The organism is Mucilaginibacter sp. P1_A3, from assembly GCF_056406855.1.
On the sequence record NZ_JBFTZJ010000001.1, the window covers coordinates 379247 to 392653 of the forward strand.

Consider the following 13407-nt stretch of genomic DNA (forward strand, 5'->3'; position numbering starts at 1 on the left):
TGGCCCCGGCTCGGAATCGCGAAAAGGTATAGTATCAATAATAAAAATATAGCTTTATACATTTGCGCCGGGAGATATACCTTTTGTAAAAATAGTTAATAATAAAATAAGCGATAATCAATTATGGTCCAAAGTACGTTGCCAGATCGCAAATTGCGGCCGAAAAACAATTGTAATCTCAATTTTACCTATTGCCGCTTTAAGGTACGATAAAAGCAGTGGGTAAGATATTTCATGCGCCTTAATTATGGGTTAGATCATTCGTTAAAAGGAGATGCCAGTTTTAATTTAAATCGGCATCTCCAGTAGGCTTGTTTATTAGTTTAAAAAGAAATCCAAAAGATCTTTTTGCACCTGTGCAGTTTGCTCCTGAACCACCCAATGGCCAGAATCTTTAATGATTGCCTCATGTACATCGGTTGCTACCAGTTTACAATGCGCAGCTAAAAACGAACCTGCAAAATGATCAGACCCCATGGCCAGTAATGGCATCGGTAGTTTCTTCCTGGCAAATTCTACATTGTCTTTGGCGTCCTGTGAAAACTGGCCAAACCAATGGAAAGCCCCGGTTGTAGCCCCCGGCACTGAGTAAGCCCGGATAAATTCATTTTTTTCGGCCTGGGTAAATGCATTTTTTTGAAAACCAACTACAGGCCAAAAATCCGTAAAGAACAAACCTACTTTGCCCGATACAATTTCGCCCGAATGTGGTTGCCCAAAGAAGCCAAACCACCAGGCCTGTGCCTTAACCTGGCTCCAAACTGGCTCAATGCCTGGCAACAATGCATCCATGAGGGCTATCTTTTTAACTTCGGCAGGGAATTGTGCTGCATAAGCATAGGCTACCATTAAGCCAATATCATGCCCGGCCAAATTGATATGCTGATAGCCAAGCTTTTTCATCAGCTCGTGCATATCTACGGCCATGTTTTTCTTATCATAACCACCTGCCGGTTTGCCAGATTCACCAACGCCACGCAAATCAGGGGCAATCACGGTAAAGTGTTTGGAAAGTTCGGGTAACAGGCGGTTCCACATATACCAGTTTTGGCCAAAACCGTGCACCAATAGCAATGGCTGGCCTTTGCCGCCAATAACGTAATGAAGTTTTACGCCGTTAACGGTGGCGTATTCATTTTTGAAACCTGCAGGTGGCAAAGCTGGTTTTACGCCTACGGCAAATGTTGCGGTTGCAAAAATGGTTAGCAAACAAGCGAATGCTATACATGTAATTTGTTTTGTTACTTTCATGATCGTTTTATTTGTGTTGGGGTTAAATTTTTTTATTGTTTCTTGTTGTCGCTGATATCTTTATAGGCATTAGGCAAATTGAAGTTGAAATGCAACCAGTTAAACAGCGCATAGCCTTTGTTAAATTCGTTCATTTTTACGGTCTCTTTGGTTTGTTCCAGCGTAAGGCCTTTGTCAACAGCCACTTCTACCTGCTGCTTTAGTGCTTCCACATAATCAATAGTATATTTGATGCCTGCTTTATTAGTCACCCTGCCGTGTCCAGGAATGATTATTGCATCCTCAGGTAAAAAATCATACACTTTTTTAAGGTTGTTGGCCGGTTCCAAAAAGTAGCCATCAAACAACCAGGGAATAGCCGGACTTTCGGCGATAAAGGGATTGCCGGCCCAGAATATTTTTTGTGCGGGCATCCACACAAAAAGATCTGCCGGTGATTGCGCCGTACCCACATTTAAAAGTTCAACTATCTTACCGTTACCTAAATCGAGTTTTAAATTACTATTTTTGGGTATCACAATATCCGCAGGCCGGTAAACCGAGTTTTCGATACCTCGGTTTGCCCCAAATAGTGCAGTCATAAACTGTTTGATATTATCGTAATTTTTAGCAAGATTTTCTTTGGCAAACTCGTTCTGGATGATCGTTGTTGAAGCCGGCAACAGGTAATTACTAAAGCAATGATCGCCATGATCGCTTGTATTAACCGCATAGATGATGGGCTTGTCGGTAACAGATCTAATCAGTGCTACTTCCTGGTTATAAAGCCGTTTGCTTAGCATTACCTCTATAAGCAATACGCCCTTAGCACCAATAATAAAGCCTCCGGTTGTTGCCTGTGGAATGCCCGTTGAGGTTTCTTTTTCGGCTGTTGCAGGAATTATGGCGTAAATGTCGTCGCTAAGCTTTTGCAGCTTTAGTTCTACTTTATTGGCGTCCCAAATAGGCACCTGCGGCGGTAGCGCCATTTGGGCAGATACAGACGCCGCAACTAATTGCATTATAAAAGTTGCTACAATGATTATATTTTGATTTTTCATGATTTTGTTAATTGATGATACTGATAAATTACTTTTGATAGCCACCGAAATATCTAACCGGCGACCAGGCCGGGATTACTTCTGGGATGGAGGGATTTTGAGCCGAATATTTACCCGAAGCATAAACTATTTTGCCATTTACCACGGTTACCAAAGCGTTGATCGCCTTCACTTTTTCAGTACTGGCTGTGAAATAATCATCGGATAGGATCACCATATCTGCATACATGCCTTTTACCAGTTTTCCCTTCAATTTTTGTTCACCGGAGAACCAGGCGCTGCCGGATGTATATAGCTTTAAAGCCGAGAATTTATCCAGTACCTGGTCTTTTGGCCAAAACTGCATCCCTCCAATAGTTTTCCCGGTTAGCAGCCAATGCAATGCCATCCAGGGGTTATAAGTAGAGATCCTGGGTGCATCTGTACCCATGCCAACAGGAATCCCCATGCTGAGCATCTTTTTTATAGGGGGCAGCTGCGTTGCTGGCTGGCCATACATTTTGGTGTACAGTTCACCCTGGAAATACATGCGAAATTGTACAGCCACGCCACCCCCCAGCGCTTTAATACGTGCCAGTTCAGGGTCTGTTATTGTTTCGGCGTGGTCAAAAAACCATCTTAAACCGTTAAATGGCATATCCTTGTTCACTTTTTCAAATACATTCAGCATTCGATCGATAGATTCGCCATAAGTTGCGTGCAGGCGGAATGGCCATCTGTTTTTTACCAGCAAGCGAATAACGGGCTCCAGATCGGTTTCCATGCTGTCTGACAAGACGATTCTTGGCTCCAGGAAATTTTCAAAATCCGCTCCCGAAGCGATTAAATTCTCTCCGGCGCCTTCCATTGCATAACCGTTAGCCATCAGGATATGATCATTTTTGTTAGGATAGGTCTGGGCAATCCATTTTTCATAGTCCGTAAATTCCTTTCCTTTTTTTTGCGCGAATAGATAATAAGCCGTACGCACGGTAAGTTTTCCCGCTTTGGCCAATGCCAGCGACGCCTGGTAATCAGCGTCATAATTTTGGGAGCCACCGGCGGCATCAACCACGCTGGTTAAACCGAAACTGTTTAATTCCCGATAAAAATTCGCTGAGCTGTTAATGCGTTCTTCCGGGGTAAGCATACCGGTAAGCGCCAGGGTTTTGTAAATGGCCATGGGGGTTTCTTTAGCATAAAGCAAACCGGTAGGATTTCCGTCTTTGTCCAGTTCAACAACACTACCCGGATAACTTGTATTTTTATCGTACCCCAACACTTGTATTCCCTTTTTATTCAAAAACGCTTTGCCGTACAGGTAGGTAATAAACACCGGCTTATCCGGCACTGCCGCATTAATCTCATCAATGGTAGGTTGTCTTTTTTCTTCAAATTGAAACTCGTTCCATCCGCCTACAACTTTTACCCATGCACCTTGTGGTGTCCTGGCAGCCTGTTCTTTGAGCATTTCCATCGCCCGTTTAAGCGTTTTAACGCCATCCCAACGTAGTTCCATATTAAAATTAAGGCCCTCCCTTATGGCATGCATGTGGCTGTCATTTAATCCGGGGATCACCGTTTTGCCATCTGCATTAATCAATTTTGTAGATGACGACTTGTAGCCGGCCAATAATTGGGTGGTAGTGCCAGTTGCCAGGATGATCCCATTTTTTACCGCTATAGCCTGTTTAAATTCTCCGGGCTGGCTCATGGTGGCCACTTTAGCGTTATAAATGATAAGGTCGGCTTTTTGCTGTGCATGTGATAGATGGGCTGCTAATGTTAATAGCATCGCCAACATGACCGAAAATCGCCATGCACCTTTTTTTGAGTTATAACTATTTTCCATAATTTTTGTGGTTTTAAGCTTTTATCCAGTTTAAAATGTAATCGGCCTTTTCCTCCCACCCGGGCTGGCCCAATACAAAATGGTTGGCGTTTTCAAATTCTTTGTAATCGGCAACAGAACCTGCGTCCTGGTATTTCTTAAAATTTGAAAAATTGAGAGAGGCCGGGATGAAGTTGTCCTTACCGCCGGCCAAGAATAGTAGCGGCACATGAGGAATGGTAAAATCCACCTTGGCAGCATTGGTGATAGCGTCCCGCACAACCAATTTTGATTCAGGCGTCAGCAGGTCATAATAAGCCCTTTTCTGATCCTCATAGTTCATACCATTGGTAAAAGCATACTGCCATTCGGTAAATGACATCAGGTATGATTTTTTAGTAGATGTAAAAAAGCCTAACGGCCCCCAGCCTGCTTTGTAAAAGGAAAATTTAAAGGTCATGACACCCTGGGGCTGCAGAGAATGAATGGCAATTCCCGCTTCAGCGAGTCCGCGCTGCACCAAAAGCTGGGTAATTAGTCCGCCCATAGAATGACCGATAAGAATTGGTTTTTCCAGCAGTTGCCGAACAATCCCGTCGTAATAATTTGTTAAATCGGCCAGCCGCTGCCTCGCGATCGCAGCATCGGGGTGCCTTTGCCGAAGGGTACATGCCGGGGCATCCTTATGAGGCCATGCAGGAGCATATGTTTTATAGCCCCTGGCTTCAAAAAAAATGCTCCACTGATCCCAGCAGGATGCACCTACAAAGGCCCCGGTGATAAAAACAATAGTTTTGGATGTGGTTTTCATGAGATGAATGTGTTCGTTAATCATTATTTGACCTGACCATTGAACACAACCGCAATACCAATAATATAATGTGTTGTATATTAAATAGATATGATTATCCTTAAAAGAAAACTTACTTCATGTCGTAATCACACGCTCAAAAGCAGCGAAATAAAGTAAAGGTTATAGATATTTTAGAAAATGAACTTGATCATTATGGAGAAGAAAAGCTGATTGATGCCCAATCTGCCTATCCGGTCAATGATATTGTCTGTAATGCTATAAGGGAAAGTGAGCTTCGAATACACCCGTTTTACTATTTTCTTTATTTCGTTGTACAGCCATCAAATCACGACATGAAGTAAAAATTGTTCAAGTAAATAAATTAAAATACTAATAATCAATAATTTAAATAAAAGGCACTCCATTTGGCTATTTACTATCATGTTATTATTCAGAAATCAATTTATCATGAAAAGAAATATATTAAGCCTATTCATTATTTTTTCATCCTGTATTTGCTTTGCGCAAGATGCTTCATTTAAATCACTTAGGTACGATGAAAACTATACCTACCTGGCAAAAGACACCAGCACAAACTGGTATCATCAAATGAAATTTACTCCAGTCAATAGCAATAAAACCACGTATTTTAGCCTCGGCGGCGAGGTGCGTTACCAATATTTTTATTTTAAAAATGAAGATTGGGGCGCCGTTCCTTATGATAAAGACGGCTTTGTACTCACCCGGTATTTAGGCCACGTAGATTTTCATGCAGGTAAACACTTTCGCACATTTGTGCAGCTACAAAGCAGCTTAGCTAACGGACAATTGGAAACCCCGTCGCCGGTTGACAATAACCCACTTGATCTGCACCAGGCTTTTATTGACGTTTCTACCCCATTTGGTAAACATCAAAAACTAACTTTACGGCTCGGTCGACAAGAATTGTCCTACGGATCGCAAAGATTGGTAGCCGTCAGAGAAGCACCAAATAACCGCCAATCATTTGATGCCGCAAAAATGATGTATACTTACGGGCAACTTAAACTGGATGCATTTTATGCCCAATATGTGCAGGCAAAGCCAGGTATTTTCGATGATGGCTTTAATCATAATACACAATTTTGGGGTGGATATGCAACAATAAGCAATGTGCCGTTTATACAAAATGTAGATATTTATTACCTTGGATTATGGAAGAAATCATCTGTATTTGATGATATTGCCGGCCAGGAAACCAGGCATTCTGTAGGAACAAGAATATTTATGAACTCGCCAACCTGGCAATATGATTTTGAAGGCGTTTACCAGTTTGGAAAATTGAGCACCAGTAATATTAACGCCTGGACCTTGTCGTCCAACATCTCCTATACATTTAACAAGGCGGGGTTAAAGCCTCAGTTAGGATTAAAAACGGAAGCAATCAGCGGTGACATAAATTACAGGGATGGTAAACTAAATACTTTTAACCCGCTTTTCCCAAGGGGGTCTTATTTTGGATTGGCTGCGCTTATTGGCCCATCGAATTTATTTGATGCACACCCCTATTTCCAGATATCGTTATCAAAAAAACTGGTACTTGCACAGGATTATGACCTTTTTTGGCGAATGAGCAAAAATGATGGCTTGTATGCCGTAAATGGCAGGTTACTTTATTCGGGTAAAAATACCACCTCAAAAAAGGTAGGCCGGCAGTTAGGCACAGCCCTTGAATATACGCCCAACAAATTCCTGTATTTTAGAGAAGAACTAACCTGGTTTAGCGCAGGCGATTATTTAAAAGAAGTTGGGCCGGGTAAGGATATTTTAATGCTGGGCAGTACAATCACGCTTAAATTCTAATTCTGTTACCGCGCGGTGACAGGCAAAGGCGATATTGTTTAAATAATCATCCGGTATAATCTTTTCTGATACCCAGTTTTTTCATTTTTGAGTTAAGGGTTGTAGGCGGTAGGTTCAGCAGGTCAGCAGCTCCGCCTTCTCCCCATATTTTACCATTACATTTTTTTAGTGCCGACAGAATATGGGCCCTTTCATTTTCGCTCATGGTTTGGATAACCCCGTTTTCAGCAACATGGAAAACCGTTTGAATCGGCATAGTGGGCAAAGCCATTGTATTTATGGTATCATCCCTGGTAAGCAGTACCTCCCGTTCAATCAGGTTTTCAAGTTCTCTGATATTGCCTGGCCAGTGGTAGCTTTTCATCTTCTCCATTACAATGTCTGAGATTCCTTTAATTGCCTTCCCTGCTTTTCTATTGTATATACCTAAAAAATGGGCGGCAAGCGCGAGGATATCTTCTTTGCGTTCCCGTAATGGTGGCATAGTTATCAAAATAACATTCAAACGATAATACAGATCGAGCCTGAAACGGCCTTCGGCCACCTCCTTTTCCAGGTTGCGATTAGTGGCCGCAATTACCCGTACATCAGTTTTAATTGTTACCCTACCGCCAATGCGTTCAATCTCTTTTTCCTGTAATACCCTGAGAAGTTTTACCTGGAGCTCAAGCGGAATTTCGCCAATCTCATCTAAAAAAATAGTTCCGGAGTGAGCCATTTCAAATCTTCCTATTTTTCGTTCATAGGCCCCGGTAAATGATCCTTTTTCATGCCCAAACAGTTCAGAATCAATAAGGCTGGCTGGCAGGGCGGCACAATTTACTTTGACAAATGGCTTCAATTTACGCGGGGAAAGCTGATGGATACGATCAGCTATCTTCTCCTTGCCCGTGCCACTTTCGCCCAATATCAGCACAGACGAATTGTGCGGCGCTACCTGGATAATTTGATCAAACACATTTAGCAACAAATGGCTGCTACCTATAATGCCCTCAAAAAAATTGGGGCCGGGAGCCTGTATAGCCGGCTTTACCACAGTATTATCTATGAAACTTGTGCCAAAAGGATTGCTTCCATCAGCCATCATCGCCTTTATAAAACTCCCCAATAAGGATTGAAAACGATTAATCATCATCAAGTGATCTGCATTATAGGCATCCGGGCGCCGGCTAAAAAAATGAAACTCAAATTGAATGTCATGCCTAATGCTAATCGGTAATACCAAACACGATTTTAAATCATAAGTATTGGCAATGAAATTTATAAATGGGGCATCGCTGCGCAGCTCATTCAGTTCGGGTTCGTTATACCAGGTAGCAATCTTTATAGGTGCCTGCCTGGCTTGCATAGCAGTCAGGTCGCCCATCTTCAACCGGGTGATCACCATTAATTCCTTGGGGCCAATCACCTGATATTCTTCAAATCCCACCCGTAAAAAGCCAAGCTGATTAAAGTGGTGAATTCCGGCCGGTGTCAACCCAACCGACATATATTCAAAAGGGATATATGGCTGTATAGCCTGGCCAAGCAACATTACTTTATCTTCCCAACCCAATACCATTTCCAGTATTTGGGATATCCTTTTCTGAAATACAGCATTTTGGCGTAAACCGTTCTCCAGATTATTCTCATAACGGTATAAGGCGATATCCAAAGCTATCAGTACATCCTTCTCCCTAAATGGCTTTACAACAAACCCATATGGATTTGTCTTTTTGGCTGCTTCTAATACCTTTTGATTAGAGTTGGCAGATATGTATATAAATGGAATATTCTTTTCCGATAAAACATGAGCCAGGTCTATCCCCGTTTTCTTTCCCTTTAAATAAATATCAAGCACCACCAATCCTGGCTTTTGTTGCTCTACAAGCTCCAGGGCCTCAGCAAAAGTGTCGGCTATTCCGCAAACATCATAACCTCCATTCTGCAGTATCTCACGCAAAACATCGGCTATGATGAATTCATCTTCAACTATCAGAATATTTTTTCTGTTCATCTCTTGCTAATTTACTATTAATAAGGGTTGAGTGCTCACGCTGGATAAATCTTTCTGTTTTAAATTTAAAGGCTGTCGCAATATGTAATTCATATTTAAATCTCATGGCATTAAATCATAAACTCTGCCATTAAAACGAAAAAAAGACGGAACAAGCTGATTTTTTCAAACAACCCGCATTGTTGTATTCAGAAAGTTTATACTATGATTTCATTAATTATATAGTTACTCCAAACACACAATCGCCTACAGCGATATATCGTTGTAGGCGATTGTGTAAATAGCTAAATATCGCTGTTTGATATTTTGCTTAAATAACCGTTTTAATTTTAATCCTCACAAATATGGCACGGCAATATTAATTAGTATAGCCGTCTACTTCAACTATCGCGTCAGCAAAGGCCTGTGGTGCTTCCTGGGGTACATTGTGGCCGATGCCATTAAGGATTTTATGGGCATATTTACCTGTGAATTTTTTTGCATAAGCTGCTCCGTCTGCGGCGGCACCGTCAAAATCGCTGCTGATGGTGATGGTTGGTACGGTGATGACCGGGCCCGCGGCAAGCCTTTTTTCCAGGTAGTCATACTTAGGGTCTCCTTTGGCCAGGCTTAGCCTCCAGCGATAATTATGGATCACAATACTAACATGGTCAGGATTGCTGAAGGAAGCTGCAGAACGATCAAAGGTGGCATCATCAAAGCTCCATTTCGGTGAGGCAATTTTCCAGATGAGTTTATTAAAATCGTGCCTGTTGATATCGTAGCCGGTGCGGCCGCGTTCTGTAGCAAAATAATACTGGTACCACCAACCCAGCTCTGCCTTTGGTGGTAAAGGCTGTAGGTTTGTTTGGCGATTAACGATCAAATAACCACTTACAGCAACAAGGGCCTTGCAGCGTTCAGGCCAAAGGGCGGCCATGATGTCGGCAGTTCGCGCTCCCCAATCAAAGCCGGCTATAATTGCCTTTTCTATCTTCAACGCATCCATTAAAGCAATAATATCTAAGGCGATAACTGATTGTTGGCCGTTCCGGAAGGTTTTGTCTGAAAGGAAACGGGTTGTTCCAAAGCCGCGCAAATATGGGATAATTACCCGGTAGCCCTTTGCTGCCAATAAAGGTGCAACTTCAGCATAGCTATGAATATCATAGGGCCAGCCGTGTAACAGAATTACCGGCTTTCCATCGCTTGGGCCAACTTCAGCGTACCCAACATTCAAAACTCCTGCATTAATCTGCTTTATATTGTTAAATGCGTCATTGGCTTCCTGCGCGGCTTTTTTTGCATCAGCGGGCTTTTGGTTGGCGGGTTGTGCATTTGCTGAACCGATCATTACAAACGATGCGACAGCCATGATAACAGTTGTGAAACTTAAAAAGAACCGGCGGCTGTAATTGAGTGGATTTGACATGATATTTTTATTTAGTTGTTTGTTTGATTTGATTATTCAAAAATATCCCCATTTTGTGCATTATTCAATCTTCAAATAGTTCAACCGGACCGAATTGACCGCGAAATGGGCATTTTTAATCCTGAATTTTTTTGTTGGAAGTGTTGCTGCCTGTGCTAAGGAGGATCAATGAACCTGTTAGTGTTCTCTTTTTCAATAAATATATTTTTCTCATTCGCAACTGATTATTTTAGTATGTTAGCTTTTGCGCATTCCGCGTTAATAGACCACCATATTGCGTGCTTTTTTGATTAAAAAAAAATGTAATGACAATTTCATTGTCTACTGACGGACGGTACACTGAAATGGTCATTTTTTTGCCGCATGGTTTTGACCTGATTTTTGGAATGCAATAAGGTTTGACAAAATCTCCAGATCTGGGGATATTGGCGCCTAAAAGAGATTTTATGTATAGTAAAAATATAATCTGGTAATGAAAAATATCAAGCGCCGTGATTTTTTAAAGAATACAGGTCTTATTACTGCAGGTTTGTTGGTAGCTCGTGTACCGGTAATGGCAAGCCCTGTGGTAAGGTGGGCAACAAAAAATGGCCCTTTACAATTAGATAAAAATCTGGATCAGGAATGGGTAAAATCCTTATATAACAGAGGAACGACAACAATCTATCTGAAAACTAAAAACGAACTGCAATACATCGGTATGCCTGTAGGAGGTATCAACTGCGGTACCGTGTATTTAGGCGGCGATGGCCGGTTATGGCTATGGGATATCTTTAATAAAAACCAGGAAGGCATTGAACCTAAGGTGGTTAAATTGGGTCATGATGTTCAGGGGATGGGTGAAAAAGTTCGATCACGTGATGGAGCGTGCTATATACAGCCATCAAAAGATATCCGCCCGTTGGAGCAGGGTTTTGCAATCAAAGTTAAATACCAGGGAAATACGATAACAAAACGCATTCATCAGGATGATTGGGATGAAATAAAATTTGAAGCCACCTACCCCTTGGCCGTTGTTCATTACATAGATGATAAATTGCCGTTAGATATTAAACTGACGGCGTTTTCTCCATTTATTCCGCTGGATGAGGATAACTCTAATATTCCGGTAACTGTTCAGTCTTTTGAAATAAGAAATACAGGAACAGAAATTATCGAAATAGAAATAACGGGGTGGCTTGAAAACGCGGTCAATAAATTTTCAGCAACTGCAAATGGTGATGGGAAAAGGGTAAATACAGTAATTAACAAAACAGACCAGGTGGCGGTGTTTTCTACCTTTAAACCCCTGGATAAAGCAAAGTATAGTGACGCCGGCGATACCGGCTCTATGTGTTTATCATTCATCGGAAAAAATGCCATGGGTATTTCCGCTTTTTCACTTCCTTTTTCTGCTGCATCTTTTAACTCAAAAACAACAAATGAGGCAGTTGTTAATGCCGATGAAAAATTAATTGCCGGTATAGTTTCATCACAACAGCTATCGCCAGGGGAAAGTATAAAAAAAGAGTTTGTCATTAGCTGGCATTTCCCTAATGTAGGCAACCGTATAAATGTTCCTGATGCAAGATCAGGGCATTATTATTTGAATAAGTTTTCTGATGCCCTGGCCGTTGCCGATTATGTGGCCAGCCGGTTTGTAGATCTAACATCTCAAACAAAACTATGGAATGATACCTGGCACAATTCAAGTTTGCCACATTGGTTCCTGGAACGAACATTTTTGAATATCTCTGCATTAGCCACTACTACCTCCCATCGGTTCAAAACCGGGCGTTCATGGGCATGGGAAGGCGTTGGGGCCTGTGAGGGTAATTGCACGCACGTATGGCAATATGCACAGGCCATCGGCAGGATATTTCCCGGCATTGAACGGGACAACCGCCAGCGGGTAGATCTGGGCATCTCCCTTCAGGAAGATGGTGGTATATGGTTTAGGGGGGAATATAATAAACGACCCGCTATTGATGGGCAAGCCGGCAGGATTTTAGGCTGCCTGCGCGAACACCAGATGAGTACCGACAGCACATTTTTAAAAAACAATTGGGCCAATATTAAAAAGGCGACGCAGTTTATCATTAACACCGATAAGAATGGTGACGGCATGACGGATACCCCAATGGAAAATACCCTGGATGCAATTTGGGATGGCGAAATTGCCTGGATCGTAGGGCTGTGCATTGCTGCTGTAAAGGCAGGCGGTGTGATGGCAGAAGAAATGAACGACGCTGTTTTTGCTGCCCGATGCAAAGCATATGCTGCAAAGGGAATAAAAAACATGGATGATCTTTTATTTAACGGGGAGTATTACATCCACAGACCTGATGCGGTGAAAGGGCGGGCAGGGATCGGGTCATACAATACCTGCCATATCGACCAGGTGCTGGGGCAAAGTTGGGCATGGCAGGTGGGGCTGGGTCGGATCAACAATAAAGAAAAAACGCTCAGCGCCTTAAATGCACTCTGGAAATATAACTTTATGCAAGATGTAGGTCCGTTTGAGAAACAACATTCGGGTTGGCGACCTTATGCTTTACCTGGCGAAAGCGGCATGGTGATGAATACGAACCCCAAAGATGAACCCCATCCCTATGGGGGATCAGCAACCTGGCAAATGGGCTATTTTTATGAATGCATGACCGGATTTGAACATCAGGTTGGAAGTCACCTGATGGCCGAAGGAATGACAGACGAAGCCCTGGTTTTAACAAGGGCGGTTCATGACCGATACCATGCTTTTAAGCGCAATCCCTTTAATGAAATTGAATGTAGCGACCATTATGGCCGGGCTATGGCCAGCTATGGTACTTTTATTACAGCTTGTGGTTTTGAATACCATGGCCCGAAAGGCTTTATTCGTTTTGCGCCAAAATGGGATAAGGAAAATTTCAAATCTCCCTTTACTGCGGCCCAAAGCTGGGGCACTTATTCCCAAACGAAGACAGGTGGCAAACAGGAGCATCTTTTTGAAGTAAAATATGGTTCGTTGCAATTACAGAAAATTAGCCTGGAAAAAATGGACGAACAAAAAGTAAACCACATTTTGGTAATGATGAATGGACAAAAAGTCTCCGCTGATTTTATCCAAACGGGCACAACTATTTTGGTGACACTACCACAAGCAGCAAACATAAAAACCAACGAACTTTTAATGATTTCAATTTAATTATATCAGTCTACCATTGGGGATCAGTTTTATGCCATCAGTAATTGCCTTCAACATGAAGGAAATATGATCGCGGCCCATAATAGACCAATATTCCG

Annotated in this window: 8 protein-coding genes; 2 read left to right on the forward strand and 6 right to left on the reverse strand. The window is 42.2% G+C overall.

The genetic code is table 11. From position 1 onward, the window contains the following. Nucleotides 1–318: 318 nt before the first annotated feature. The 4 genes from AC1D0K_RS01610 to AC1D0K_RS01625 are packed head-to-tail and all read right to left on the reverse strand — an operon-like array spanning nucleotide 319 to nucleotide 4912. A complete protein-coding gene (locus AC1D0K_RS01610; RefSeq protein ID WP_477391826.1) occupies nucleotides 319–1251 on the reverse strand; it encodes an alpha/beta fold hydrolase in 933 nt (310 codons plus the stop codon). Nucleotides 1252–1283: 32 nt separating this feature from the next. Further along, entirely contained in the window at nucleotides 1284–2291 is a 1008-nt protein-coding gene (locus AC1D0K_RS01615) for an MBL fold metallo-hydrolase (RefSeq protein ID WP_477391827.1), read from the reverse strand. 28 nt (nucleotides 2292–2319) lie between these two features. Then, a complete protein-coding gene (locus AC1D0K_RS01620; protein WP_477391828.1) occupies nucleotides 2320–4122 on the reverse strand; it encodes an amidohydrolase in 1803 nt (600 codons plus the stop codon). A gap of 13 nt (nucleotides 4123–4135) precedes the next feature. Then, nucleotides 4136–4912 (reverse strand): alpha/beta hydrolase, encoded by a 777-nt coding sequence (locus AC1D0K_RS01625; RefSeq protein WP_477391829.1) that lies wholly within the window; start codon nucleotides 4910–4912, stop codon nucleotides 4136–4138. 450 nt (nucleotides 4913–5362) lie between these two features. Here AC1D0K_RS01625 and AC1D0K_RS01630 point away from each other — a divergent pair, with 450 nt between their 5' ends. Beyond that, nucleotides 5363–6736, forward strand: coding sequence for an alginate export family protein (locus tag AC1D0K_RS01630; protein WP_477391830.1), 1374 nt, complete (start codon nucleotides 5363–5365; stop codon nucleotides 6734–6736). A 46-nt stretch (nucleotides 6737–6782) separates the two neighbouring features. On the opposite strand, the gene AC1D0K_RS01635 is transcribed toward AC1D0K_RS01630, so the two are convergent. Together AC1D0K_RS01635 and AC1D0K_RS01640 are read right to left on the reverse strand one after the other, a co-directional pair. Beyond that, nucleotides 6783–8732 carry a sigma 54-interacting transcriptional regulator gene (locus tag AC1D0K_RS01635; RefSeq protein ID WP_477391831.1) on the reverse strand — a complete coding sequence of 650 codons (1950 nt, stop codon included), beginning with the start codon at nucleotides 8730–8732 and terminating at the stop codon, nucleotides 6783–6785. Nucleotides 8733–9090: 358 nt separating this feature from the next. Then, nucleotides 9091–10143, reverse strand: a complete 1053-nt coding sequence (locus AC1D0K_RS01640) for an alpha/beta fold hydrolase (RefSeq protein WP_477391832.1) — start codon at nucleotides 10141–10143, stop codon at nucleotides 9091–9093. A gap of 472 nt (nucleotides 10144–10615) precedes the next feature. On the opposite strand from AC1D0K_RS01640, the gene AC1D0K_RS01645 reads away from it, so the two are divergent. Further along, nucleotides 10616–13309 (forward strand): GH116 family glycosyl-hydrolase, encoded by a 2694-nt coding sequence (locus tag AC1D0K_RS01645; protein WP_477391833.1) that lies wholly within the window; start codon nucleotides 10616–10618, stop codon nucleotides 13307–13309. The last annotated feature ends 98 nt before the right edge of the window (nucleotides 13310–13407 follow it).